The sequence below is a fragment of the Povalibacter uvarum genome (assembly GCF_014202975.1).
GTDB lineage: Bacteria > Pseudomonadota > Gammaproteobacteria > Steroidobacterales > Steroidobacteraceae > Steroidobacter > Steroidobacter uvarum.
Genome location: NZ_JACHHZ010000001.1, coordinates 512,691 through 537,893, shown reverse-complemented (window position 1 = coordinate 537,893; position 25,203 = coordinate 512,691). Strand labels below are relative to the sequence as shown.

Below are 25,203 nucleotides of genomic sequence, written 5' to 3'. Positions count from 1 at the left end.
GTCACTGCAAGGGTGGGGCTGGATCGCGAAGAACTGGACCGCGGCCCGTGCTGGCCCATTGAATCATCCCCAAAGCGACGCATATGAGCATCGCTACTGGCAACAGGTAGTAGGTATATCCGAGCCCGATAACAGAATTGCCGCGTGCCACCATCAGCCAGCCCACTGCGGTTGCCGGCATCACCAGTACCGCTGCGATCGGAGGTACGCGCTCCAAAACCCTCTCCAGCAGCACGGCTTGAAACGCCAGGAGAACTGCGGAAAGCGGGATGGCGATCCATCCGCCGTTTACCCAGAACTCACCCCAGAGCATCGGATGAATGGAACCGGTATCGCCCTGCTGGAGCAGCAACAACATCTGGTCTATGGCTGCGTATGAATCGAAGACGCCTCCATTCGCCGCATGCCGCCACAACGCATAGGTGACGTCCTCGGGCTTGAGGTCCGGTACCAGTGGCCGCGGCACGTACATGGTGAACCAACGAGTGACGCTCGTAAGAGGCGAGACGTCCGCGAACGGTCCGTTCTGCACCACGAATACGAGATACCGGGCGATCTCGAACTCACCGCCTGTCCACTCGACCGATTCACCCACTTCCTCCAGCAGTCCCTGAAAGTTGATCTCGCCCGTGAGCAATCCATAGATGCCGCCTACTCCGAGCCCCCGCACGACTCGACCCACGATGTGCAAGAGGAGCCCGGCCAAAGCCACTATGGCGACAACACGAAACTTCGCCTTCCTTGTGAGCGGCGATCGGATGATGTCGATCGCAATCACCGCCAGGCCCGCGAGCAGTGCCGCGCGCGATCCAAGCAGCGCGAACAGCACTACTGCGAGGATGGCGAACATCACCGCCCAGAACGGTTTGTGTGCCCGGTACGCAAGCCACGCGGCGGGAAAGACGAAGAACTGCAACAGCGTAGCTATCGAATCGACGAAGGTTGCTTCTGCACGAACATCTTCCCAGTTGACGGTGAGCAGCGTCGATCCTCTGCGCATCGCGATCGCCAGTGTGACCACGGCGCAGAGCACTACAATGGTGGCGTACTTCGACCAGGCCTCCTTCACTGCAAGCGCCGGATTCAGCGAGATCGGGCGCAGAACCGACGCGGAGACCCGCTCGAGAAACATGATGGTCGCCACCAGGATCGTCGAGCCGGCCAGAATGACGCCCTGACTCTTGTAGACAGCCTCCGCCCCGAACTCTTCCATCAACGGGCCGAGCCCGAGCGCCGTCACGCCCTGATATGCAAGCAACCCAAGAAACAGGAAGCTGTAGAGTCGGCGGCGCTGCAGCGAATAGAGCGTGCCGAGGCCCACGATGAGCAGGCTCAGCAACTGCAATACCACGAGAGCTATGAGGTCAGCGGTCACGGCCGCTGCTACCAAATCTGAACCCGGCCAGGACGATCAAACCCAGCGCGATTGCTGCGTATTCGCTGCAGACCAGGGTCAGTATCGCGTCACGCGGCTCGAGGGCGAACATCACCAGGCCAAGTACGAACAGCAGCAGCTTGGCGGCATCGACGATCGAGCTCAGCCACGGTTTGCCTGCGGCACTACAAAGCACGGTCCACAGTTTTGCCATCGATTGCGGAGCGACGAGCAGACTGAGCAGCGCAAAGAAAGCTGCGAAGGGCACGTATTCCGCGCCGAAGACGAGCCTCACGATCTCCGAGGAGAAACCGTAGACGATCGATGAAAACACGATCGTAAACACAAGGACGATACCGACCGCCCAGATGAACTGATGACGCCGGCTCTCGGGTGTCAGGCTGGTCCACTCTTTGAACAGCAGCGGTGACATCAGGTTGAGAGGAGTCACTGCGATTGATGCCAACGCCAGAGCAGCGGCAGTGGCGCCCGCAGCCTCCCCGCTACGTTCACTGATCCATCCCAGCGCGATGAACACGACACCGCTTTGACAGACCGTGGGCACCCAACTCGCCACGCCGAAACGCGCCAATCCGAAAAAGGAGACGGTGCGGCTCGAGGACATTTCACGCTGCTTCAGCTGCAGGAGCCCCCAAGCGCCGCAGGCGGAGAACGCGCCAAGGAAGAGGAGCGCCACGAGGAACTGACTCTTCATCAGTTGACTGTTCGTCGCCAGGAGTGCTCCTACGAGCAGCAATATCACCACGGCTGGAGCAGCACTGAAAATCGCGAACGCGCGCGAAGACCTCACCGACAGGAGAGCGCCCCGCAGGATCGAGTAGTGCACCGAGCTGCCGGCAGCAGCAGCTATTGCAGCGGCCGTCGCAAGGTTCTGTTGACCTCTCAGCACCGACACCACACCCCACAACAGTGCCAGAATCGTCGCGAGCATGCCCACGCGCGCGGCCAGCTTGACAGAGGTCGCTATCGGGAGGTCGCCCTTCTGCACGAAGTAAAACACAGCCTGCGGCAATCCAACCACCAGTGTGGCCATGAGGAAATCGACCTCGGCCTTGACGAGGCTGAAGCCGCCCTGGACCTCCGGCCCTCCCAGCCGAGCGAGCAGGAGTTGAACGAGAAAGGTCGCGGCCGAGCCGGTCAGCTGTATGGCGCTTGCTTCAACGAGCCCCCAGATCCGATGCGATGAGACGTCGGTCCTAATGGCGAGGCACCGCACTGACAAACAGGTTCGAGGGGTAGAATCTGCGACCGAAGAGCGCAACCGCTCGCGCAGTCAGATGCAGCATCCGCTTGCAAGTCCTAACCAGCGTCGCGCCTGAGTATTCCTGCCCGAGTTCTTGCCGCCGCAAGCGACGCCTCTCGACATCAAAAGCAGTCTCGTGCGACCAGATGCGCGCAGATCTCAGCAACATCAGACCTGCGTCGTCAATCAGACGCAGGCCATCCTCCAGCGAGTATGCACGCAGATGACCTGACGCATCCTCAATTCCGTAGTCGCGAAAGGCATTGGACCAGCTCTTCTCGAGAGGAAGGTTGATGAGGACGAGCCCCCCGTGCGCTGCTGCTTGACGGAGAAAGCCCACGTCATCGGGAACATGCTCGAGGATGTCACTGAGAATCACGACATCGGAGCGGAGGTCGGAATCCGTGAAACTACCAGCCACAAATTCTATGTCCGGGTATCTCGCCCTGGCGGCAGCTACGTTCAGCGGCGATATATCGAATCCAACCTTCCGCGTCCGCACCCCGCCGGCTGAGACCGCTGACGGAAACGCAGCCAGCAGATCGCCCGTCGCGCAACCTATTTCCATCACGCTCGAATAGCGATGATCCGGCGGTATGACACTTACCAGCCCTGGAACCTTGAACCGCTCGACTTCCAGCTTGATCTGACGGGCGTTGTGAGACGAATCATCCCGGCGCGCGATGTACTCCGGGTTCGAGTCGTACAAATCGCGCAAGGTCTCATCGACGATCACTTCCCGGTTGCCCGGCGACGAACTCTTCATAGCACTCCTGCGGCCCGCAGTCGGGTACGCATGTCTGCAAAAATCATGAGAAAGATCGCCATCGCGATCGCGAGACCGACCGAACCGGCGACAATCAGTCCGCGTCGCGGCCTGGCGAAGTCGGCCGGGTCGGGCGCAACGGCGCCATCGACGATCTTGGCCGCGTATTCCGTGCGCACATCCGCCAGCATTGCCGTCTTCAGCTCGACCTCGATCAGCTTCGACAAAGCCTCCCTGATCGAAATGTCGGAGGTGGATGCAAGCCGCTTTTCCAGATAGGAAAGATTGCGCTGTGATTCCGCTGCCGCTCGACTTCGCATGTCCTCGTTGAACAGCGCGACATATTCGTTCGCCCAGCGCGCGGCGACGACTGGATCCTCCCAATACACCGCGACGGTAATGATGCCGCTTCGCCTGTCCTCGGAGATGACACGCACCTTCTCCACGAACCGCCGCATCGCTTTGAACGATACTGGTGAGCGCGCTGCATCGCCTCTTCCATCGAGCACACCGGAGATTCCGGCGGACTCGATGAACCGGTGGGCCTGGGCCCTCGACTCGAGGATCTCGACGCTGACCTCCCTTCCGCTGCCACCGTTCAGTCCTTGATTCAACCCCGCCAGGTCCGCTAGCCCACCGAGGCGCCCCATCATCTGGGTAAGACTTGAACTGTCCGCAGCGGGATCGATCGCCACCAGCTTGACCTCGGCCCGATAAAGCGGGCGCAGGAGGTATGCGACCGCGACACCGAGGATCAGCCCGGCGAAAGCGGCCAGCAGCAGCCACCTCGTACGGCGGACCAAGAACACCAGCAGGCGAACGCTGCCGTCCTCTGATTCCAGTTGCGATGCGTCAGCCATACAGCCTAGAAGGAGTTCACTGCCGCTACTGAGATCGCCAGGTTATAGATGATCGTCGTTACGGCGGTCCAGAACGGCAAAGGCCTCATGCGTTCGGTATCGAGCGGTACCACGATGGTGTCGCCGGGCCTGATGTCCACCCGCCCGCCGCTGAACCATGCATTTCCCTGGTTGACGACCACGCTTCCGTCGGCCCGGACGACATAGATCCGGTCCTCATCGGCACGTGCGGTCAACCCGCCGCTCATCTGGACGTATTCGTCGCGACCGATTGCCGGGTTGTACAGGTGCGACGTAGTGCTCTGCACCTCACCTATGACGGTGACTTCCTGGGTGATTCGCGGCACGAGGAGCCTATCGCCGTCCTTGAGAACTATGTCCTGCTCCGAACTCGGCACCGCAACCATGGACTGCTCGAGATCGATCACCAGTCTGCCTACGGGCTTGGCATTGCGCAGATCCGTCAGCAGGGATTGCCCGACTGCCAGCGCTTGCCCGGCGTCCTTGCCAGTTTCCTGTGCGGCTTGCAGGGAGACTTGCGCAACGTCGGATTGCATGCGATTCGCCAACGTCTCGATCTGCTTGCGTTCGCGCTCGCGCAACTCGACCCGCGTAAAGACGCTTCCGGGAACAAACGCGAGGTCCGTCACGCCACCCGCTCGCTGCATCACTGAACGCAGCGTCTCACCGCGATGGATTGGGTAACGGCCGGGGAATTTCACTTCGCCCATGATCTCGACTTCTTCCTGGGCTCCCCACAGCGGGACTTCCTTGATGACGAGGAAGTCGAAGGGTTGCAGGGCGATGTTTGCGACCGGATCACCCTCTACGACACGACGCAGATCGATTTCGATCAACTCTGCTTCGCGCGCCTGACCGTTGGTTACTGAATAGCGGGTCAACTCCGCCTGGCCGCCGTACGCTGACTCGTCGAGCGTGCCGCCAGCGCGCAGCAGGTCCGCGACACGCATGCCCGGCTCGTAAGGATACGTGCCCGGAATCTTGATCCTGCCCGCGACACTCACCTCGCGCGTCGGCTCATCGAGGTTCGATTGCAGCCGCAACTCACGCATGAGCGGAGCGACAACAGGGTCGCGACCCGACTCGAGATCGAACACGTAGACGCGATCGCGGGGTGCAAGCTCGAAATTGGCTGCTGAGTTGGGTGCGCCAATTGCTCTGGCGAGATCGGCGGAGAAAACGCTGATCTTCCGGTCGGGCGGTAACTCGCGGCGAATCAAGACGTACCGTTGATCGGCGTTGGGCTTGAGCTCATCAACACTCGGGATGAGGTCCGTGAGTCGCATTCCCGCGCGATACTGGAACTCGCCTGGCCGATATACATAGCCGCCCAGCGCAACGGACTCCTCGAGAACGGGACGAATCGAAGGCACCCGCAGCACATCGCCGCCGCGCATTACGACAGTCCTGGTGGATTGCTTCGAAAGATCAATGTCGATGATCACGCGCTGGCGGTCGTCGCTGACCCGCTCGATCGTCGCCAGCTTGGCATCGGCTTGCGGAGTCAATCCGCCGCCCAGCCCGACCAGTTCAGCAGCGCTTGTCTCGCCTCTCAATTCATAGATGGCGGGCCGGCGCACGTCGCCGGACAGCCCAACTGTGGCGCCCACGGGCGGGATGAAGATCACATCACCCGGCAGCAACCTTGCGTCCGCTCTCGTATCGCCCTTGAGCAGCAGATCGTAGAGATCGAGCCGCGTCACCGTCGCACCATTGCGCTTGAGTTCGATATTGCGAAGCGACCCGATCTTCTTGACACCGCCGCTCACGAACAGCGCATTCGTGATGGTGGAAAGGCCGCTCACGGTGTAGGAGCCCGGCGTCTCGACGTCGCCAAGGACGAAGACTCGGATAGACCGGAGTTCGCCGATGGCAACGTTCGCTTGCGTGCCTACCATCTGCTCTTGGACTCGCGACTCCAGCATTGCGCGCACCTCTTCGAAGCGCATGCCGCCCACTGCAATGGGGCCGAGTTCGGGGAAGTTCACGCGACCGTCTCGGCCGACCACCAGGGAGTAACGTCCCTTTATGTTTCCGGTGAGCTGCACCTCGATGTTGTCGCCGGGACCGACGACGTACTCCGAAGGAACCGGAACGTCCGTGGCCGGCGCGAATGTCGAAGTGAGTCCCGCGAACAGGTCATAGCCGAAGGGCTTCAGCGATTCCGCACCCACCGGCCGGAGCGGCAAACGCAGCACATCGATATGAAAATCCTTGAGAGTCGGCTCGGCTGAGAGTCGCTGACGAGCCTCCTCCACGGTCAACCCGCCTAAGGGGACTGGCCCGAGTTCCGCGACGTTGAGGATGCCCCACTTGTCGAGCTTGTATGGGTTCCGACGCATGACGCGGTCTCGGAAATCCTCAAGCCTGCGGATATCGTATTCCGACCGCACGATAGCCTTACGAGGTGATTGACCGGCGGAGGCATCCGTCTCATTCGCCCCAGGCACGCGACCTGGAATCGCCGGCTGAGAAACGACCCTTGGATCGAACTCCCGGTCCTTCCGTTCACGCTCGATGCGTTCCTGTTCGAACGAACGCTCGAACTCGCGGAGCTCCAGGGAGAGCAGGATCGTGTCCTCTCCCTTGAGCCGCGGCTCGCGTTCAGACTGCAAGCCGTCCTGCAGCAGCTGATCGTCAGCACGGACACGGGGCACGACCGTGCGGGGAAAGCTCAGTTGCCGGTCCGATCGAACACCGCGCTGAGCGCCGCTGGCTCCCGTGCCGTTGGTTCCCAGGGATTCGAGGATGGCCTGCTGCTGATCGGGCGGCAGAGTCTGGAACATCTCCATCTGTTCGGCGCTCGGCACTTGAGCGTGCACGGGCGACAGCAGCGTCGAGCCACAGACCGCAAGCAAGAGCGCCAGCCCGGAGAGCGGGCCGGTTGTTCGGTTTCTGACCATCTAGCGGGTCGCTTCTACGTATATGTCCCTGCGACGAAGGGCCGGGAGTTTACACAGCCGGGCTGCAGAGCGCGACGGGTAATTGTTCTCGATTTGTGTTTGTGTCCAAGCAGATACGTGGGGCCAAACCCTTAGGGCCGACGCTCAAGTCGGGCCTCTCGCGCCCGGCTCGCCCCGACGAAACTTCGGCCCGGAACCTCAGCGAATCGATCCGCGCGGGCGCGTCTCAGGAACGCCACTTCGCCAGCTGGTGCAGGAGCCCTTTGAGGCTGGCATCGGCGCCGTCGCCATCCGCCTTCTCCACCGCCGGCGCCAGCGAGTCCGCCAGCTTCTTGCCCAGCTCCACACCCCACTGATCGAAGGCGTTGATGCCCCAGATCACGCTCTGCGTGAACACGTTGTGCTCGTAGAGCGCGATGAGGCGGCCCAGGGTCTTCGGGCCCAGGCGCGGGAAGAGGATGAGCGTGCTCGGGCGGTTTCCCTCGTGCAGCTTGTGGGGGATCAGGCGGCGGATCTCCGCTTCCGCGGTCCCCTTGGCCGCCAGGTCGGCACGGATCTGATCTTCGGTCTGTCCGAAAGCGAATGCCTGCATCTGAGCAAAGCAGTTCGCCAGCGCGAGGTTCTGCTGTTGCTGGAACTGGCTCGACGCATTGACCGGCGCGAGAAAATCCATCGCAACCCGGGCGGTACCCTGATGCAGCAGCTCGAAGAACGAGTGCTGCGCATTCGAGCCCGGCTCGCCCCAGATCACGGCACCCGTGTCCCCCTCAACGGGGGCGCCTTCGAGCGTCACCGATTTGCCGTTCGACTCCATCTGGAGCTGCTGCAGGTATGCGGGGAATCGATGCAGCCGCTGGTCGTAGGGCAGCACCGCGAGCGAGTCCATGCCGAGGAAATTGCGGTTCCAGACCGCCAGCAGTCCCATGAGCACCGGGAGATTCTTTTCGAATGACGCGGTGCGGAAGTGTTCGTCCATCTCGAAGCCGCCTTCGAGCATGAGTTCGAACTGATCCATGCCGAGCGACAGCGCGATCGAAAGGCCCACGGCGGACCAGAGCGAGTAGCGTCCGCCGACCCAGTCCCACATCGTGAAGCGGTTCTGCGGCGGAATCAGGAACGCATCCATTGCCTTGCTGTTCGTGGACACCGCCGCGAAGTGCCGCGCCGGAGCGCCCTCCCCCAGCCGATCCACGATCCATTGCCGCGCGAGCTTCGCGTTCGTGAGCGTCTCGAGCGTCGTGAACGTCTTCGAGCAGACGACGAACAGCGTTCGCGCCGGATCGCATTTCTCGAGCGTGTCCGATAGCTGCACACCATCGATATTGGAAACGCAGTGCAGCCGCAGATTGCGGTTGCGGAACTTGGCGAGCGCTTCGGTGGCCATCACGATGCCGAGATCGGAGCCGCCGATGCCGATGTTGACGATATCGGTGAACGACTTGCCCGTCGCCCCATGGATGCGGCCGCCGTGCACGCCTTCGACGAAATTGCGCATGCGCTCGAGGCTCGCGCGAACTTCGACCATCACATCCTTGCCGTCGACCGTGATTGCGCGATCAGACCGGTTGCGCAGCGCGGTGTGGAGAACGGCGCGATTCTCAGTCGTGTTGATCTTCTCGCCGGCGAACATCGCATCGATGCGGCCGCGCAATCCGCGCGCGTTCGCCAGTGCCAGCAACAGCGTCAGCGTTTCTTCGGTGAGGCGCTGCCGGGAGAAATCGAACAGCAGGTTGGTCTCGCAACGAGAGAACTTCTCGAAGCGGTCAGGCGCGGCCGCAAACAGGTCGCGCAGATGGACGGAGCGGAGGCTTGCGGCGTGCGCCTGGAGCGCTTGCCATTGCGGAAGGCTGGCGAGTGAGGACATTGACGTCACTGCGAATCGTGAGAATCCGGAAGAGATTTTCACGATACGCGATTTGTGACGGCCGGGGCAACGCTCGGCTGCGATCGAAGGAATTTACGCGGTGACGAGACGGCAAACGCCATTCTCGAGGACGTAGCGATCCCCTGTATGCGGGCACACGGCTTCGCCGCTTCCCTTGACAGGCAATTCCAGCCGTTCCCCGAATCTGCTCATCCAGCCGATCTGTTTGGCGGGCACTCCCACCATCAGCGCGAACGCCGGCACGTTGCGATTCACGACACTGCCGGCGCCCACGAAGGCATTCTCACCGACGACGACGCCGCAGACGATCGTGCAGTTGGCGCCGAGCGTCGCACCGCGCTTGACCAGCGTGTCGCGATATTCGTCCTTGCGCGTCACCGCCGAGCGCGGATTGTAGACGTTGGTGAAAACCATGCTCGGACCGCAGAACACGTCGTCTTCGAGCGTGACGTTGTCGTACACGGACACGTTGTTCTGGATCTTCACGTTATCGCCGATCGTGACGCGATTGCCGACGTACACGTTCTGACCGAGCGAACAGCCCTTGCCGATCTTCGCCTTGGGACTCACGTGAACCCAGTGCCAGATGCGGGTGCCGTCGCCGACAACCGCGCCTTCGTCCACCAGCGCTGTGGGATGAATTTGTATGCCCATGATCAGAACTGCAGCGGCAATGCGACGCGACGACCGTCGCGCGCGGACATGTAACTGGCGATGAGCAACTCGAGGGAGCGCAGACCTTCGCGCCCATCGGTCTCGGGATCGGCTTCACCCCTCAGCACCTTGATCACGTTGTCGTAGTACAGCGGATGACCGAATCCGTAGACGGACGTCGTCTCGTAGTTCGCGTTCCTGATGCCCTCGTCCTCGGGCTGCTGATCCGAGAAGTCCCACGTCTGGATCTCGTTGACGGCCACGCCGCCCACACGCACCGTGCCCTTCTCGCCGATGATGGTGATCGAGCCTTCGAGATTCTTCGGATACGTGAGCATCGTTACGTTGACCGAGCCCAGCGCGCCCGCTCGCCAGCGAATCCCGACGGTGGCAGTGTCTTCGACCTGGATATCGCGTGCCAGCGTTGCGACGTAAGCCTGCACGCTTTCGACCGGCCCGATGAGCCAGTCGACCAGATCGATGTAGTGGCTGGCCTGATTCATCAGCGCACCGCCATCGAACTCCCACGTGCCGCGCCACTTCGCGGTGTCGTAGTACGACTGCGGCCGCGTCCAGAACACGTTGATCGTGACCATGTAGATGCGACCGAAGCGGCGCTTCTCCATGGCCTGCTTGAGAAGCCTCAGCGTTGCGTTGCGCCGGTTCTGCTTCACGACGAAGAGGCGGACGCCTGCTTCGTCCGCTTCGCGCACCATCTCGATACCATCGGTCCAGCGCGTCGCCATCGGCTTCTCGGTCATCACATGCTTGCCGGCACGTGCGACCTGGATTGCCTGCGCCGGGTGCATTCCGCTCGGCGTACAGAGCACGACGAGGTCGGCGTCCGAACCGTGGAGCAACTCATCGAGCGAATCGAATCCGGTGACGTGATACTTCTCCTCGGCCGCGCGCAGCGCCTTGGGATCGGTGTCGCACACGGCGACCAGCTGCAGCTGGTCCTTCTGCGCTTCGATCGAGTTGAAGTGATTGACGGCAATGCGTCCACATCCCACGACCGCAACGCGGATGCGACGATTCGTAACGAGTTCTCTTCTGCGGGCCATGCTACGAGACCTTGTAGTAGTCGACATACCAACGCACGAACTTCTCAACGCCGGCCTCGACCGATGTCGCCGGCCGGTAACCCACGTCGTTCACGAGATCATCGATGTCCGCGAACGTATCCGGCACATCGCCCGGCTGCAGCGGCAGCAGGTTCTTCTGCGCCTTCTTGCCCAGGCACTGCTCGATCAGCTCGATGTAGCGCAACAGCTCGACCGGCTCATTGTTGCCGATGTTGTAGAGACGATACGGAACCTTGCTGGTCGCAGGATCGGGCTCGTCGCTGTTCCAGTCTGTGTTCCCCGTCGCAACGCGGTCCATCGAACGAACGACCCCTTGCGCGATGTCGTCGACGAACGTGAAGTCCCGCCGGTGCTTGCCATAATTGAACACGTCGATCGGCCGGCCCTCGAGGATGTTCTTGGTGAACATGAAGAGCGCCATATCCGGCCGGCCCCAGGGACCGTACACGGTGAAGAAGCGCAGACCCGTCGTCGGCAGCCCGTACAGGTGCGCGTACGTGTGCGCCATCAACTCGTTCGCCTTCTTGGTCGCGGCGTAGAACGACAGCGGATGATCGACGTTCTGGTGCACCGAGAACGGCATCGCCGTATTCGCGCCGTACACGGAACTGGTCGACGCATAGACGAGATGCTCGACTCCGTTGTGCCGGCAGCCTTCGAGCACGTTGGCGAAACCGACCACGTTGCTGTCGATGTAGGCGAGCGGATTCTTGATCGAATAACGAACACCCGCTTGCGCGGCGAGATTGATCACCCGATGAAACTTCTCGCGCTCGAACAACGCGGCCATGCCGGGACGATCCGCCAGATCCAGCTTCACGAAACGAAACCGCGGATGACCCTTCAGGATGTCGAGCCGCGCATTCTTCAACGACACGTCGTAGTAGTCGTTGAGGTTGTCGAGACCGACAACCTCGTCACCCCGATCCAGCAGGATCTGGGAAACGTGGAAGCCGATGAAGCCGGCGGCGCCGGTAACGAGGATTTTCATGGTCGGGAAGTAGATAGCGGATAGCGGATAGCGGATAGCGACTCGAGACGATGCGCGGCGTGTTTCTCGATGCACGCCGAGATTTTCGTGACCGCATACAGACGCCCTGCTGCCCACAATTGCAGTGGTGAGTCAGGGAGGAGCGCGGTCAAATGGGCACAGTTTCGAGTCACAAAGACTTGCTCGTGTGGCAAAAATCGGTTTCGCTGGCCAGCCGGATCTACGCGGCCACCGCAGCATTGCCGAGTGATGAGCGGTATGGCCTGTCGACGCAGATGCGGCGCGCGGCAGTGTCAGTTGCTAGCAACATCGCGGAGGGCGCGGGTCGCAGCAGTCGCGGCGAATATATCCAGTTCCTGAACGTGGCACGTGGCTCTCTGTCGGAACTTGAAACACAAATTCTCATTGCTGGCAATCTGCAGCTGATCGACAAGAACTTGGGCCTCGATGAGTCCGCATCCGAGATCGGCAAGATGCTGACATCACTGATTCAGAGGCTGCGGGAGCGGCGCGAACTCGCGGCTCGCAGATAATGCTCCGACTTCTGCTCTGAACCAGTCACTATCCGCTATCCGCCATCCCCTTCCTACAATCTGCCATCCACCTCATCCGACTCAAACACATACTTGATGTCGTAGAGCACGTGCGGCTTCTTGGCGAAGCTGCGGATCTGGGCGGCGCCCATCTCCTGGAATTCTTTGTGCGCGACGGCGAGGACGACCGCGTCGTAGGCGCCCTTCGCGGGCTTGCGCACCGGCTTGAGCCCGTATTCGTGCTGGGCTTCCTTCGCGTCGACCCACGGGTCGTACACGTCGACCTTCGCGCCGTACTTTTTCAGTTCCTTGATGACGTCCGCGACCTTCGAGTTGCGCAGGTCCGGGCAGTTCTCCTTGAACGTGAGTCCCAGCACCAGGATGCGCGATCCCTTCACGTGAATGCGCTTGCGGATCATCAGCTGCGCGACACGCTCGGCGACGTAGATCGCCATGTTGTCGTTGATGCGACGGCCCGCGAGGATCATCTCGGGGTGGTAGCCGATCTCCTGCGCCTTGTGGGTCAGGTAGTACGGATCGACGCCGATGCAGTGGCCGCCGACGAGACCCGGACGGAAAGGAAGGAAGTTCCACTTCGTGCCCGCGGCTTCGAGCACTTCTTCGGTGTCGATGCCGAGGCGATTGAAGATGAGCGCGAGCTCGTTGATCAGCGCGATGTTGACGTCGCGCTGCGTGTTCTCGATGACCTTGGCGGCCTCGGCGACACGGATGCTGGACGCCTTGTGCGTGCCGGCCGTGATGATGGTGGCGTACAGGCTGTCGACGAAATCAGCGACTTCGGGCGTCGACCCGGAAGTGATCTTCTTGATCGTCGGGAGCCGGTGCTGCTTGTCGCCCGGATTGATGCGCTCGGGGCTGTAGCCGCCGAAGAAATCCTGGTTGAACTTGAGGCCGGAGATGCGCTCGAGGATCGGCACGGCGATCTCTTCGGTGCAGCCCGGATAGACGGTCGACTCGAACACGACGATGTCGCCCTTCTTCAGCACCTGTCCGATCAGGTTGCTCGCCCCTTCGATGGGACGCAGGTCAGGCCGCTTGTAGTCATCGATCGGCGTCGGCACCGTGACGATGAAAACATTGCACGTACGCAGATCCTTGATCTTGGTCGAATAGGTCAGGCGCTTCGCGCTGCGCAGCTCAGCGGGTTCGACTTCGAGCGTGCTGTCCTTGCCCTTCTTCAGTTCGGCAACGCGCGATTCCTTGATGTCGAAGCCAACGGTGCGCAGGTGCTTGCCGAACTCGACGGCGAGAGGCAGGCCGACGTATCCGAGACCGATGACGCCAAGCTTGCAGTTCCGGAGACTGAATTGAGACATAAGCCGCTAACTACCTGGTCCTGTCTTTGGATTTCTGGCCGCTCGCAAGGCGACGGCGTCGGGGGCGGCAAGAATGCCACAAAATGGCCGGAGAAATAGAGACTTCCGTCACCTAAGCATTTGCCCGAAAGGGCATCCGAACGCGCTTCCAGGCGTGCAACCAAGGGCTCGTTCAGAGCAGATAGATGACCGCCAGCAGACCCACCGTCGTCATGACGATCGTGTAGGGCAAGGCCATCCATACCATCCGCCCGTAGGACAGCCGGATCAGCGGCGCCAGCGCGGACGTCAGCAGGAACAGGAAAGCCGCCTGCCCGTTGGGAGTCGCGACGCTGGGGATATTCGTCCCCGTGTTCACGGCGACCGCGAGTGCATCGAACTGTTCCCTGCTGATCGCGCCCTCGAGGAAGGCTGCTTTGATTTCGGTAATGTAGATCGTGGCGACGAATACGTTGTCGCTGATCGCAGAGAGCAATCCGTTGGCCGCGTAGAACAGCGCAACCTGTGTCTTACCCTCGTACTGCAGAACCCAGGCGACGATCGGTTCGAACAGATGCTGATCGTGGATCACGGCGACGACGGCGAAGAACACGACGAGCAATGCCGTGAACGGCAGCGCGGCCTCGAACGCCTTGCCAAGACGGTGTTCATCCGTCACGCCGCTCATCGCGGTGATGAACACGATGATCATCAGGCCGATCAGTCCGACCTCAGCAATGTGGAAGCCGAGAGCGATCACGAGCAAAACCGCGCCCACGGCCTGCACGATCAGCACTGCATGATCACGAGCGGTACGCTGCGCTGCCTGCGCCCGGTCGTCCTCCTCGAGAATCGTGCGTACGCTCTGCGGCAGGGACGTGCCGTAGCCGAACCATTTCAGTTGGTCCACCAGCACACAGGTGAGCAGACCGGCAACGAGCACCGGCATCGATACGGGTGCGACGTGTACGAAGAACTCCTTGAAGTTCCATTCCATCTGGTCCGCAATCAACAGGTTCTGCGGCTCACCGACCTGCGTACAGACGCCGCCGAGCGCCGTCCCCACGCTCGCATGCATCATGAGGCCGCGCAGGAATCCGCGGAACTGATCGAGATCCGATCGGTGCAATTCGTGAACTTCCGCATCGTGGCTGATGTCGTGCTCCACCTCCTGTCCTTTGCCCGACGCGAACCGGTGGAACACCTGATAGAAGCCTGCCCCGACCGTGATCACGACGGCGAGCACAGTCAATGCATCGAGGAAGGCCGAGAGGAGCGCCGTCGTCATACAGATGAGCAGCGACAGCAGCGACTGCGAACGGACGTTGAGCAGGATCTTCGTGAAGGAGAAGAGCAACAGCTCCTTCATGAAGTAGATGCCAGCCACCATGAAGATCAGCAGCAGGATCACGGGGAAGGCGTTGACCGTTTCAGCGTAGACAGACTCTGCTGATGTCAGGCCGATGATGACTGCCTCGACTGCGAGCAGGCCGCCCGGCTGCAGCGGATAGCACTTCAGCGCCATGATCAGCGTGAAGATGAACTCCGCGAGCAGAAGCCATCCGGCGATCACCGGACCGTGCGCGCCGCCGAAGTAGAAGACCAGCGGATTGAGCATCAGGAAACCGACGATGGTCAGCTTGTACCAGGTCGGTGCGTTGCCCAGGAAATTCCGGACGAAGGCGTTGGAGAGCGTCATCGACATCCGGCGTTCAATTCATGTTCGCCGCCAGAGCCGGGGGCTCTGCTTCCATGGCTCGCCACAACGTCTTCTTGCCGCTCGCCTTGTCGACGGCATTCAGCGAGCGATCGTGCGCAGCGAGTTCGTCCGGCGACGCCAGGATGATGCGCAGTTCCCCGACCGGACGAACCGCCATCTCGCGCTCGACGACGACGGAGATCCTTTCTTCCTGGGATTCGCCCAGCACGAGCGCCGTCTGACCGCCCGTCATGGCCAGGTAAACGTCCAGCAGGATCTGCGCGTCGAGCAATGCGCCGTGCAGCTCGCGATGCGAATTGTCGACGCCGTAGCGCTTGCACAGTGCGTCGAGGGTGTTGCGCTGGCCCGGGTGCATCATGCGCGCCATCGGCAGCGTGTCGAGAACGCCGCAGAGATCTGCCACCTGGCGTCGCGGACCTTCGAGTCGACGCAACTCGGCATTCAGGAACGCAACGTCGAACGCCGCGTTGTGAATGATGAGCTCAGCGCCGGTGACGAACTCGAGGAACTCCTCGGCAATCTCCGCGAACCGCGGTTGCTGGGCGAGGAACTCGTTCGTGATGCCGTGGACCTGCAACGCGCCGCGGTCCACTTCCCGGTCGGGGCGGATGTAGCGATGGAAAGTGCGCCCCGTCTTGCGACGGCGCACGATCTCGACGCAACCGATTTCGATGATGCGATGACCCTGTTCGGGTTCGAGGCCGGTGGTTTCGGTGTCGAGGATGATCTGGCGCATCGAAGCGGTCAGCGGTTGGCAGCTGGGGAAGATCTGTCATTCCCGCGCAAGCGGGAATCCATCCGGACCGAAGGCATGGATTCCCGCTTGCGCGGGAATGACGAACCAGGACCTGTGCAAGGCTTCACCAAGCGCTTCCCTCTCAAGCCAGAACCGATTCCTTCAACGCCTTCACCACCGCGACCTGCTGATCTTCGGTCAGGTACGGGTGCATCGGCAGGCTGATCACGCGGCGCGCGACGGATTCGGAGATCGGGAATGTGCCTTCGCCCTGCCCCAGTTCAGCGAACACAGGCTGCAGGTGCAGAGGGACAGGATAGTGCACGGCCGTCGGAACGCCGCGGGCCTTCATCCCCTCCTCCACCTTCGGGCGATTCGGGACTTCGACCGTGTACTGCGCGTACACGCTCGTGCAGTCCGGCGCGAGATACGGTGTCGTCACCTTCTTCTGCGGATCGTCGATGCCGCGGAACGCCTCATTCACCAGTTCGGAGTAGCGGGCGCCGATCTTGGCGCGCTTCGCCACTTCATCGGGGAAGATATCCATTTTGCCGAGGAGCACTGCTGCCTGCAGCGTATCGAGACGGCCGTTGATGCCGAGGCGCGGGTGGTGATAGCGACGATCCTGACCGTGGACGCGGATCTCCGCCATGATCTTCGCGAGCGCGGAATCGTTGGTGAACAGCGCGCCGCCGTCGCCATAGCAGCCGAGCGGCTTCGACGGGAAAAACGACGTCGATCCGATCTCGGACACGGCGCATGACGCCTTGCCCTTGTAGTACGCACCGAAGCTCTGTGCTGCATCTTCGATCACCGGCAGACCGCGCTTCGCGGCCACTGCGTTGATGCCGTCCATGTCGGCACACTGTCCATACAGCGAGACCGGCATGATCGCTTTCGTGCGCGGCGTGATCGCAGCTTCGATGAGGGCCGGATCCAGGTTGTACGTGCGCCGGTCGATGTCGACGAACACCGGTTTGGCGCCCGCCAGCGCGATCATTTCCCCCGTGGCGATGAACGTGAAGGGCGAGGTGATGACTTCATCGCCCGGCTTGATCCCGATCGCCATCATCGCGATCAGCAGCGTATCGGTGCCGCTCGATGCAGCGATGCAGTGCTTCGCGCCGACGAACTCCGCAAGACGCTGCTCGAGCTCGACGACCTCCGGCCCCATGATGTACTGACCGTGGTCGAGCACCTTCTGGATGCGCTCGTTCATCGGCGTGCGAATGCGTTCGTACTGGGACTTGAGATCGATGAAGTTCATGGTGCGAAACCGGTGGATCGGTGGATGGGGAGTGTACTAGAGGAGACGCCTCCAGCGGACACCGAAGATTGCGGGACGTGGATTTGTCCCACAACGTACCAACGACCTACTCGATCAGCATCTCGTCGATGGCTTCGTTCGCCAGCCGATCCGCCCGCTCGTTGCCCGGGACGCCGGCATGACCCTTGACCCAGTGCCACTCGATCCGATGTCGCTCGATCTCCTTCTCGAGCGCCTGCCACAAGTCGACATTCTTGACCGGCTTGCGATCGGCGGTCTTCCAGTCGCGCTTCTTCCACTGCGCCAGCCATTCCAGGATGCCTTTGCGCACGTACTGCGAGTCCGTATAGAGATCGATGTCGCAAGGTCGCTTCAACGCGGCCAGCGCGCGGATGGCGGCCGTCAGCTCCATCCTGTTGTTCGTCGTCTCGGCCTCGGCACCTTTGAGTTCCTTCTCGTGTTCGCCTGCGAAGAGCACAGCGCCCCAGCCGCCCGGGCCGGGATTCCCCCGGCACGCGCCGTCTGTGTAGATGATGACGCGCGCGTCGGCGCGCGGCTTTGTCTGAGAAGCGGAGGAATCAACCACGTCGGATGCTTTTCGTTTGCGAGCTTATTTCTGGCGGGGTCCGCGCGCTTCGAGCCGCGAACCGGTATTCATGCGGGTTGTCGGTTCGATGAGTCCGCCGACCACTTTGGGACGCAGCTTCCAGCGCGGTCGGACGGGCGTGATGGCGTAGACGCGTTTGCGGGCCTTGAGCATGTAGGCACCGGCGAACATCGGCCAGATCCGCTCTCCCGTTCGTTCGAAGAACCCTTCAGGGGACGCGGCTCTCCAGGGGAGCGCGAAAAGATACCGGCGTGAATCGACGATCTCGAAGCCGAGAAGCTTGAGCCAGTCGCGCAGGCGACGCTCGCCGATCAGTCGCTGCGTTCCGGGCGGAAATCCGTGCCCGGCGAACAGGTGCCGGATGCCCCAGCTCGAGAACGGTCGGAACCCGAGCACGATGAGGTGGCCTTCGCCGGAGAGGATGCGCCCGACTTCGCGCAGGATTTCATGCGGGTCGGGTTCATATTCGAGCGTGTGCGGCAGCAGCACGGCGTCGACTGAATCGGACGCCACGGCCAGCGAATCGGTTCGCGACCGGATCATTGCCGGGACCTGCTCCGCACTCCGCGAGGCAGTGCCGTGCCAGCCTAGAACTGATTTTCGCTGCGTGCGCGCATCGGCGATCAGTCGATCGTCATTACCCCAGAAACCGATCTGCAGCAGTTGCCAGCCGAAGACCTGGGCCAGCGCTTCGCTCGTCAGCTTGCACTCGAGTGCATACAGCCGCTCTCCGATCGGAGAGCCGAGCCAGGCGTGGAGGCTGTCGGCGCTGTGGGGCTGCATGCGGAGAGTGTAGCCCGCCGCGTGCGCGCGGGTCGAAAACGGGCCCTCGCGAGACGTAATGGCGCTCTTCTGAACGCTTGCCGCTCAGGAAGTCCGCATGTTTAATACGCCCTTGCCAGAGCCACCCGGATCCATTCGCGAACGATGCTGCAGGTCACGCCGGTCCAGGCCTTCTCGGATAACTACATCTGGCTGATCCACTCGCCGCGCGATCCGCGCAAGGTTGTCGCAGTGGACCCGGGCGATGCCGCGCCTGTTCATCAGGCATTGACCGATCGGGGACTCCAGCTTTCGGGCATTTTCATGACCCATCACCATCGGGATCATGTCGGCGGTGTCGTCGAACTGCTACGTCAGCATCCGGTCCCCGCGTTCGGTCCGGCCGGCGAAGCGGTTCCCGGCGAACCGGCCCGGCTGCGCGAGGGCGAGGCTGCGTCTCTCGAAGCCCTCGGCCTCGACTTCCGCGCGATCGACGTGCCGGGCCACACGGCCGGCCACATCGCGTATGTCGGCCATGGCGCGCTTTTCTGCGGCGATACGCTGTTCAGCGCGGGCTGCGGGCGGCTGTTCGAAGGGACAGCGGAACAAATGACGGCTTCGCTGGCCAAATTTGCCGCGTTGCCGGATGAAACGCTGGTCTACTGCGGTCACGAGTACACCGTGAACAATTTGCGCTTCGCGCTCGCGGTAGAACCGGGCAACGAGGAATCGGCAGCCTACCTGGAGGAATGCCGACAGAAACGGGCCCGGCATGAGGCAACGGTGCCGTCGGACATGAGGCGTGAGAGGAATGTGAACCCGTTCTTGCGCTGCCATAGACAGACTGTGAAACAAGCCGCGGAAGCCCGGGCGGGGCGCGAGTTGAATCCCGTGGAGGTTTTCGCAGTCGTTCGCGAGTGGAAGGACGGATTCAAGGGTTAGTGAAAACGCGCCCGCGACCGAGGTGGGCGAGGTGAAAGATCAAGGCAAAGGGGCCTGCTCGGCCCATGGTACGGCGGACTTCAGGTCCGCTTCGGTGGAGGGGTTGATGACTATGGTCCGAGGCATCCCGGCGGCGCTGCTTGCAGCCGCGTTCCTGACGTTCTTCAACGCCGGCTGCAGCCATGTCGCCAAGACCGCTGCCCCTGCCGTCGAAGAAGATCCGGAACTGGTCGCCGCGGACGACGCGGACACGGACGCCCCCGACGAACCCACCAAGGTCGACGAAGCCGATATCGGTATCGCCGGCCCCGACCAGATCGAAGCCGCCATCGAAGCGCTGGACGCCCAGGCGGGCGGCCCGTCGCTCGTCACGGAACTCGGCGCCAATGGCGCACCCGCTGCCGTCCCAGGCGGCGACCTCTTCGACCGCATCCGCTCGGGTTTCGCGTTGACGGACATCGACCGCGCGGAAATCGACCGCGAGCAGTCCTGGTACGTCAAGCATCCCGCTTACCTCGACCGCACTTTCAAGCGCGGCGAACGTTACCTGTACCACATCGTCGGTGAGCTCGAAGCGCGGAACATGCCGCTCGAACTCGCGCTGTTGCCGGTCGTCGAAAGCGCCTTCAATCCGGTCGCGTTTTCTCGCGCCCGTGCGTCGGGACTCTGGCAGTTCATTCCCGCGACGGGCCGGCGCTACGGCATGAAGCAGAACTGGTACTACGACGGCCGTCGCGATGTTCTCGTTGCGACGACGGGTGCTCTCGACTACCTGCAATTCCTGGCGAACGAATTCGACGGCGACTGGTTGCTCGCGGTCGCGGCCTACAACTGCGGTGAAGCGGCCGTTGCGCGCGCGATCGCGAAGAATCGCGCTGCCGGCAAGCCCACCGACTTCTTCAGCCTCAAGCTCCCGAAAGAAACCCGCGCCTACGTGCCGAAGCTGATGGCGATGCGCCGCATCGTCGCCGACCCGACGAGCCAGGGTCTCGCATTCGCACCGATCGCAAATCAGCCTTACTTCTCGAAGGTGGACGTCGGCGGCCAGATCGACCTGCACGTCGCCTCCGAGCTCGCCGAGCTGCCGAAGGAAGAGCTCCTCGCGCTCAACCCGGCCTTCAATCACTGGGTGACGGATCCGGATGGTCCGCATCACCTCCTCGTCCCCGTCTCCTATCATGCCCGCCTGACAGACGCCGTTGCTGCCCTGCCGCCGGAGAAGCGCGTTCGCGTCGTCTATCACCGCGTTCGTCCGGGCGATACGCTCGGCGCGATCGCTGACAAATACGGCGTCAGCGTCAGCACGCTGAAGGCTTCCAACAAGATCCGCGGAACCGTGATTCATCCCGGCCAGGATCTGCTCGTAACCGCGGCTCCGCGTGGCATGGAAGCTCGCGTTGCCTACGACGAACCGCGCACGACAACGACGCGGCGCACCTCGTCGTCCAGCAAACACATCGTCCGCCGTGGCGACACGCTCTGGAGCATCGCCCGGGCCCACAGCATCAGCATGGATAGCCTGGCGACCACCAATGGTCTGCAGCGCAACAGCACGCTCGCCGTCGGCCAGGTCCTCGCGATCCCCGGCACTGCGACGCTCGCATCCACGAACGCCAGCGCGATTGCCGCCGAGCCCACGACCTACGTCGTGCGCCGGGGCGACACCCTTTCACGCATCGCCACCAAGTTCAGCGTCAGCATGTCGGACCTGCTCGGCTGGAATCGCCTGAGCAAGAATTCGGTCATCAAGCCAGGACAGCGGATCGTGATGTATCGATGATCAGAGGCTGGCCAACTGGCTAGCTGGCCAACTGGCTAGGTGGCCGGAAACGGACGGCCAACGGCCACCTCCCCTCCCTCGTGGCACAATACGCTCCGGTTTCATTCGTCGACCGGAGACAAGCGTATGGGATTTCTCGCCGGCAAACGGGCCCTGATCGTCGGGCTCGCCACTGAACGCTCGATTGCGCATGGAATTGCCACGGCAATGCGGCGCGAAGGCGCGGACCTGGCTTTCAGCTACCAGGATCGGTTCAAGGACCGCGTCATCGGCATGGCGGGAGAGTTCGGCTCCAGCATCGCTTTCGAGATGGATGTCGCGAACGACGACAGCATCCAGTCGGGATTCGATCAGCTGAAGAAGAGCTGGGACGGACTGGACATCCTCGTGCACGCCGTCGCCTTTGCCCCATCCGATGCAATCCGCGGCGGATTCGTCGAATCGACCACACGTGAGAATTTCCGCATCGCCCACGACATTTCGAGCTACAGCCTCACGGCGCTCGCCAAGGCCGCGTATCCGCTGATGGACGGCCGACAGGCTTCGTTGCTCACGCTGAGCTATCTCGGCGCCGTGCGCTCTCTGCCGAGCTACAACGTGATGGGACTCGCCAAGGCGAGCCTGGAGGCGAACGTGCGCTTCCTGGCGGCGGATCTGGGTCCCAAGGGAATTCGCGTCAACGGCGTCTCGGCAGGGCCGATCAAGACGCTCGCAGCGGCGGGCATCGGCGGCTTCCGCAACATGCTCAAGCACGTTGCGGGCATCGCTCCGATTCGTCGCAACGTCACCGCGGAGGACGTCGGCAACACGGCAGCGTTTCTCTGCTCCGATCTGGCCGCGGGCATCACGGGCGAGATCGTTTACGTCGACGGTGGATTCAGCACAGTCGCCATGTCGTTCGGCGACGGCGAGTAGGACGCAGGAAGGCGGTGAGCAGCGAGTGATGAACAACGAGCCAGCGCCGAAACGCGGTTCTGGCTCATCGCTCGCAGCTCGTCGCTCGCTGCCTCGAATTTATTCGAACACTTTCTCGTTGCGGACGATCTTGACCTTGCGCTCGGCTTCGGTCACGTACGCGGCGAACTCTCCGCCGCCGACCTGCTGCGCAACCTGACGCTGACGTGCGCTCCGTTCGTTTGCGGACTGGGCCCCGGCCGCGCCGTTGCGAACCGCGCTGATCGCGAACAGGGCGTAGTTGCCGTCGTCGGTGGTCGTCGTGCCGTAGTGCGGCTTCTCTTCGGAGACACCGCCGGACGACGCGCTGAACGCCGCGCGGACGATTGCCGCGGGAACGATCGTGTCCTGTCTCGTCACATAGCGCTTGCCGACCGCGGTCAATCCGAACTCGCTCGCGACAGCGGACCAGGGAGCGCCCTGCTGCAACTTGGCGAGCGCGCCGGCACCCTTTGCGCTTGCGGCATCACGCGCCGCCTGCAGCTTGAGCTGGGCTTCGATCTGGGCACGTACTTCAGCCAGCGGACGCGGAACAGCAGGCTTGTGGTTGGCCACGCGCAGGACGATTGCGCGATCCTCACCGACAGCAACCAGCGGACTATTGCGACCCTGCGTCAGGACTTCATCGCTGAACGCTGCGTCGATGACGCCCGGATCAGCACCGAGTTCGCCGCCGCCTTCCCGCGAAAAGCCTGTCACGGTCTTGATAGGCAGATCCAGCTGCTTCGCGACGGAGTCGAGTTCCGTCAGGCTGGAGAACGCGAGGTCCGCCAGCTTCTGCGATTCGTCGTAGAACAGTGACTGCGAGCGCTCCGTCCGATAGTCGGCTTCGAGTTCCGCCCGAACGTCGTCATACGGACGAACCTGACCGGCTTCGACCTTCTCCAGCTTGATCACGTGGTAGCCGAACTGGGTCTTGACCGGGCCGCTGATGTCGCCCGGCTTCATGCTGAACAGCGCTTCTTCGAACGGACCGACGAACATGCCGCGCTGGGCCCAGCCCAGATCGCCGCCCTGCTGCGCCGAGCCCGGATCCTTCGAATTCTGCTTCGCGAGCTCCGCGAAGTCGGCGCCTGATTTCGCCTGGGCTGCGAGCTCGTCGGCCTTCTTGGACGCCGCGGCATCATCGACGCCGTCGCCGGTGGTGATCAGGATGTGACGCGCCTGGCGACGCTCCGGCGATTCGAAGCGCTCCTTGACCTGCTCGTAGTGATCCGTCAATTCCTGTTCAGTCACTGCGACGGCGCTCTCAGCCTTCGCGCGCGTCAGCTCGACGTACTGCAGATCCACCGTTTCCGGGATCAGGTAGTTGTCCTTGTGGGAGTCATACCAGGCCTGGATCTGCTCGTCGGTGACGTTGACCTGACCCGCGAAATCGCTCGTCGCGATGAGGGCGTAGTCGATCTCGCGTTCCTGCTTCTCGAGCGCGAACCGGCGATCGAGTTCGTAGGGCGCGACGAACGCCGACTGCACGACGCCGTTCTGCAACTGATTGATGGCCATGTTCGAGCGCAGATCGGCCTCGAACTGCGGCTCGGTGCGACCCTGCTGGCGCAGCAGCATCGCATAGCGGTCGCGGGAGAATTTGCCGTCCACCTGCAACTGTGGGAACTGCATGATCTGCTCGGCCAGATCTTCATCACTGACGCGATAACCGAGCTTCTGCGCGCGGTTTGTCAGGAGCGTGTCGCGGATGAACTGATCGAGCAGCGCGGCCTGCTGCGACTTCACGAGGTCGGGCGGCAATTCCGTCCGCATCATCTGCTGCAACTGCTGCTGTCGCTGCTGCCAAGCGCGCCGGACCTGGTCCGTGGGAACCGTTTCGCCGTCGACCTTGGCAGCGTAGTTGCCGGCGGCGGACTTCAGATCGACGCCGAAGAGAGCGAACACGACGCCGATGGCGCCGAGCACGATGATGGCGATCCAGCCGCTGGTCTTGTCTCGTATTGTTTGCAGCATGTGCAGGGTGCGCTAGTGACGGACGGTCAGTGACGATTCGACGACAGGAATCGACGATACGACGCAGCGCGAGCAAGGTTTGATCTTTGTGATCTTGCTCGGCACACGTCGTTCGTACACGTCACTGTTGGTGGAATGGCGGAGCGGACGGGACTCGAACCCGCGACCCTCGGCGTGACAGGCCGATATTCTAACCAGCTGAACTACCGCTCCGCGCTTGAAAACCTTGAGAACTCTTTACCACGGCCCTGTCACGAGGCTTTGGCACGATGCTATGGCCATGGTGTTGCGGCCAAGGCGTGGTGGGTGCTGAGGGGATCGAACCCCCGACATTCGCCTTGTAAGGGCGACGCTCTACCAGCTGAGCTAAGCACCCTTTGTCCGCCTGGCACCCGGCGCAAAAACGCCGGCTTGCCTCAACCTAACCCTGAGTCCTCGCGAAAGAAACGTTCCGACTATTGGCCGGGCGCCCTTTCAAAGGCGCGCTAATTTACAGCATCCTTCAGGCCCTTGCCAGCCTTGAATCCGGGCACTTTGCTTGCCGCGATCTGGATCGGCTCGTTGGTGCGGGGATTGCGGCCCGTACGAGCAGCGCGCTCCTTCACGACGAACGTGCCGAATCCGAGCAGGGCCACGGAATCGCCGGCCTTGAGCGCCGCCGAAATCGAATCGAACACGGCATCCACCGCACGCGTGGCATCGGCCTTCTGCAGGCCCGTCTGTCCACTCACCGCTTCGATCAGTTCGGCTTTGTTCATTTCGGGATTCCTTCGTTTTATGTCGGTTCGCCTGCGGCAACAGGCGGGGGCGCGTTATAGCAGCG

At 62.3% G+C, this 25,203-nt stretch carries 21 protein-coding genes and 2 tRNA genes; 4 read left to right on the top strand and 19 right to left on the bottom strand.

Translation table 11 applies throughout. From position 1 onward, the window contains the following. Window position 1: 1 nt before the first annotated feature. The 9 genes from HNQ60_RS02290 to HNQ60_RS02250 form a co-directional block, all read right to left on the bottom strand. Window positions 2-1,375, bottom strand: a complete 1,374-nt coding sequence (locus HNQ60_RS02290; RefSeq protein ID WP_184329393.1) for a hypothetical protein — start codon at window positions 1,373-1,375, stop codon at window positions 2-4. After that, entirely contained in the window at window positions 1,365-2,657 is a 1,293-nt protein-coding gene (locus tag HNQ60_RS02285; RefSeq protein WP_184329392.1) for a polysaccharide biosynthesis protein, read from the bottom strand. The genes HNQ60_RS02290 and HNQ60_RS02285 overlap by 11 nt, the downstream gene beginning before the upstream one ends. Then, the gene (locus HNQ60_RS02280) at window positions 2,593-3,405 is read right to left on the bottom strand and encodes a class I SAM-dependent methyltransferase (protein ID WP_184329391.1); all 813 of its coding nucleotides are present in this window, start codon (window positions 3,403-3,405) and stop codon (window positions 2,593-2,595) included. The genes HNQ60_RS02285 and HNQ60_RS02280 overlap by 65 nt, the downstream gene beginning before the upstream one ends. Next, on the bottom strand, window positions 3,402-4,265 hold the full coding sequence (locus HNQ60_RS02275) for a Wzz/FepE/Etk N-terminal domain-containing protein (RefSeq protein WP_184329390.1): 864 nt from the start codon (window positions 4,263-4,265) through the stop codon (window positions 3,402-3,404). Before HNQ60_RS02275 ends, HNQ60_RS02280 begins: the two co-directional genes overlap by 4 nt. 5 nt (window positions 4,266-4,270) lie before the next feature. After that, window positions 4,271-7,189 (bottom strand): SLBB domain-containing protein, encoded by a 2,919-nt coding sequence (locus HNQ60_RS02270; RefSeq protein ID WP_184329389.1) that lies wholly within the window; start codon window positions 7,187-7,189, stop codon window positions 4,271-4,273. A gap of 226 nt (window positions 7,190-7,415) precedes the next feature. Next, window positions 7,416-9,053 (bottom strand): glucose-6-phosphate isomerase, encoded by a 1,638-nt coding sequence (gene pgi, locus HNQ60_RS02265; protein ID WP_184329388.1) that lies wholly within the window; start codon window positions 9,051-9,053, stop codon window positions 7,416-7,418. 93 nt (window positions 9,054-9,146) lie between these two features. Further along, window positions 9,147-9,728, bottom strand: coding sequence for an acyltransferase (locus HNQ60_RS02260; RefSeq protein ID WP_184329387.1), 582 nt, complete (start codon window positions 9,726-9,728; stop codon window positions 9,147-9,149). A 2-nt stretch (window positions 9,729-9,730) separates the two neighbouring features. Beyond that, window positions 9,731-10,792, bottom strand: coding sequence for a Gfo/Idh/MocA family protein (locus HNQ60_RS02255; protein ID WP_184329386.1), 1,062 nt, complete (start codon window positions 10,790-10,792; stop codon window positions 9,731-9,733). A gap of 1 nt (window position 10,793) precedes the next feature. Then, complete coding sequence (locus HNQ60_RS02250; protein ID WP_184329385.1) at window positions 10,794-11,804, bottom strand: NAD-dependent epimerase; 1,011 nt, start codon at window positions 11,802-11,804, stop codon at window positions 10,794-10,796. Between the two features lie 152 nt (window positions 11,805-11,956). Between HNQ60_RS02250 and HNQ60_RS02245 the strand changes: the two genes are divergently transcribed. Next, on the top strand, window positions 11,957-12,337 hold the full coding sequence (locus HNQ60_RS02245; protein ID WP_184329384.1) for a four helix bundle protein: 381 nt from the start codon (window positions 11,957-11,959) through the stop codon (window positions 12,335-12,337). 53 nt (window positions 12,338-12,390) lie between these two features. Here the strand turns inward: HNQ60_RS02245 and tviB are convergent, their stop codons facing one another. The 6 genes from tviB to HNQ60_RS02215 all read right to left on the bottom strand — a co-directional run bounded on the left by tviB (window position 12,391) and on the right by HNQ60_RS02215 (window position 18,766). After that, window positions 12,391-13,674: a Vi polysaccharide biosynthesis UDP-N-acetylglucosamine C-6 dehydrogenase TviB gene (tviB, locus tag HNQ60_RS02240; protein WP_184329383.1), complete on the bottom strand. Its 1,284-nt coding sequence runs from the start codon at window positions 13,672-13,674 to the stop codon at window positions 12,391-12,393. 172 nt (window positions 13,675-13,846) lie between these two features. Beyond that, complete coding sequence (gene nhaB, locus HNQ60_RS02235) at window positions 13,847-15,358, bottom strand: sodium/proton antiporter NhaB (RefSeq protein ID WP_184329382.1); 1,512 nt, start codon at window positions 15,356-15,358, stop codon at window positions 13,847-13,849. A gap of 7 nt (window positions 15,359-15,365) precedes the next feature. Beyond that, entirely contained in the window at window positions 15,366-16,109 is a 744-nt protein-coding gene (dnaQ, locus tag HNQ60_RS02230) for a DNA polymerase III subunit epsilon (RefSeq protein WP_184329381.1), read from the bottom strand. A gap of 142 nt (window positions 16,110-16,251) precedes the next feature. After that, window positions 16,252-17,376: a DegT/DnrJ/EryC1/StrS family aminotransferase gene (locus HNQ60_RS02225; RefSeq protein ID WP_184329380.1), complete on the bottom strand. Its 1,125-nt coding sequence runs from the start codon at window positions 17,374-17,376 to the stop codon at window positions 16,252-16,254. A 106-nt stretch (window positions 17,377-17,482) separates the two neighbouring features. Then, a complete protein-coding gene (gene rnhA / locus HNQ60_RS02220; RefSeq protein ID WP_184329379.1) occupies window positions 17,483-17,962 on the bottom strand; it encodes a ribonuclease HI in 480 nt (159 codons plus the stop codon). A gap of 24 nt (window positions 17,963-17,986) precedes the next feature. Next, window positions 17,987-18,766, bottom strand: coding sequence for a class I SAM-dependent methyltransferase (locus HNQ60_RS02215; protein WP_184329378.1), 780 nt, complete (start codon window positions 18,764-18,766; stop codon window positions 17,987-17,989). Between the two features lie 144 nt (window positions 18,767-18,910). On the opposite strand from HNQ60_RS02215, the gene gloB reads away from it, so the two are divergent. From gloB to HNQ60_RS02200, 3 genes are all read left to right on the top strand, one after another. Then, window positions 18,911-19,687 (top strand): hydroxyacylglutathione hydrolase, encoded by a 777-nt coding sequence (gene gloB, locus HNQ60_RS02210; RefSeq protein ID WP_184329377.1) that lies wholly within the window; start codon window positions 18,911-18,913, stop codon window positions 19,685-19,687. 106 nt (window positions 19,688-19,793) lie between these two features. Then, window positions 19,794-21,467 (top strand): LysM peptidoglycan-binding domain-containing protein, encoded by a 1,674-nt coding sequence (locus HNQ60_RS02205; RefSeq protein WP_184329376.1) that lies wholly within the window; start codon window positions 19,794-19,796, stop codon window positions 21,465-21,467. Between the two features lie 126 nt (window positions 21,468-21,593). After that, window positions 21,594-22,382: an enoyl-ACP reductase FabI gene (locus HNQ60_RS02200; RefSeq protein ID WP_184329375.1), complete on the top strand. Its 789-nt coding sequence runs from the start codon at window positions 21,594-21,596 to the stop codon at window positions 22,380-22,382. A 99-nt stretch (window positions 22,383-22,481) separates the two neighbouring features. Here HNQ60_RS02200 and HNQ60_RS02195 read toward each other — a convergent pair whose 3' ends face one another. The 4 genes from HNQ60_RS02195 to HNQ60_RS02180 all read right to left on the bottom strand — a co-directional run bounded on the left by HNQ60_RS02195 (window position 22,482) and on the right by HNQ60_RS02180 (window position 25,138). After that, window positions 22,482-24,380: a SurA N-terminal domain-containing protein gene (locus tag HNQ60_RS02195; RefSeq protein WP_184329374.1), complete on the bottom strand. Its 1,899-nt coding sequence runs from the start codon at window positions 24,378-24,380 to the stop codon at window positions 22,482-22,484. Between the two features lie 136 nt (window positions 24,381-24,516). Then, window positions 24,517-24,593, bottom strand: a tRNA-Asp gene (locus HNQ60_RS02190). 87 nt (window positions 24,594-24,680) lie between these two features. Next, a tRNA-Val gene (locus HNQ60_RS02185) sits at window positions 24,681-24,756 on the bottom strand. A 109-nt stretch (window positions 24,757-24,865) separates the two neighbouring features. Then, entirely contained in the window at window positions 24,866-25,138 is a 273-nt protein-coding gene (locus HNQ60_RS02180; RefSeq protein ID WP_184329373.1) for an HU family DNA-binding protein, read from the bottom strand. Between the last annotated feature and the right edge of the window lie 65 nt (window positions 25,139-25,203).

Excerpts from the sequence above, each read along its gene's own strand:
- HNQ60_RS02270 (WP_184329389.1), bottom strand. The coding sequence starts at position 7,189 with ATGGTCAGAAACCGAACAACCGGCCCGCTCTCCGGGCTGGCGCTCTTG.
- pgi (WP_184329388.1), bottom strand. The coding sequence starts at position 9,053 with ATGTCCTCACTCGCCAGCCTTCCGCAATGGCAAGCGCTCCAGGCGCAC.
- HNQ60_RS02280 (WP_184329391.1), bottom strand. The coding sequence starts at position 3,405 with ATGAAGAGTTCGTCGCCGGGCAACCGGGAAGTGATCGTCGATGAGACC.
- HNQ60_RS02225 (WP_184329380.1), bottom strand. The coding sequence starts at position 17,376 with ATGAACTTCATCGATCTCAAGTCCCAGTACGAACGCATTCGCACGCCG.
- nhaB (WP_184329382.1), bottom strand. The coding sequence starts at position 15,358 with ATGTCGATGACGCTCTCCAACGCCTTCGTCCGGAATTTCCTGGGCAAC.
- HNQ60_RS02200 (WP_184329375.1), top strand. The coding sequence starts at position 21,594 with ATGGGATTTCTCGCCGGCAAACGGGCCCTGATCGTCGGGCTCGCCACT.
- HNQ60_RS02250 (WP_184329385.1), bottom strand. The coding sequence starts at position 11,804 with ATGAAAATCCTCGTTACCGGCGCCGCCGGCTTCATCGGCTTCCACGTT.
- HNQ60_RS02255 (WP_184329386.1), bottom strand. The coding sequence starts at position 10,792 with ATGGCCCGCAGAAGAGAACTCGTTACGAATCGTCGCATCCGCGTTGCG.
- HNQ60_RS02180 (WP_184329373.1), bottom strand. The coding sequence starts at position 25,138 with ATGAACAAAGCCGAACTGATCGAAGCGGTGAGTGGACAGACGGGCCTG.
- HNQ60_RS02245 (WP_184329384.1), top strand. The coding sequence starts at position 11,957 with ATGGGCACAGTTTCGAGTCACAAAGACTTGCTCGTGTGGCAAAAATCG.
- HNQ60_RS02195 (WP_184329374.1), bottom strand. The coding sequence starts at position 24,380 with ATGCTGCAAACAATACGAGACAAGACCAGCGGCTGGATCGCCATCATC.
- gloB (WP_184329377.1), top strand. The coding sequence starts at position 18,911 with ATGCTGCAGGTCACGCCGGTCCAGGCCTTCTCGGATAACTACATCTGG.
- tviB (WP_184329383.1), bottom strand. The coding sequence starts at position 13,674 with ATGTCTCAATTCAGTCTCCGGAACTGCAAGCTTGGCGTCATCGGTCTC.
- dnaQ (WP_184329381.1), bottom strand. The coding sequence starts at position 16,109 with ATGCGCCAGATCATCCTCGACACCGAAACCACCGGCCTCGAACCCGAA.
- HNQ60_RS02215 (WP_184329378.1), bottom strand. The coding sequence starts at position 18,766 with ATGCAGCCCCACAGCGCCGACAGCCTCCACGCCTGGCTCGGCTCTCCG.
- HNQ60_RS02260 (WP_184329387.1), bottom strand. The coding sequence starts at position 9,728 with ATGGGCATACAAATTCATCCCACAGCGCTGGTGGACGAAGGCGCGGTT.
- HNQ60_RS02275 (WP_184329390.1), bottom strand. The coding sequence starts at position 4,265 with ATGGCTGACGCATCGCAACTGGAATCAGAGGACGGCAGCGTTCGCCTG.
- HNQ60_RS02205 (WP_184329376.1), top strand. The coding sequence starts at position 19,794 with ATGACTATGGTCCGAGGCATCCCGGCGGCGCTGCTTGCAGCCGCGTTC.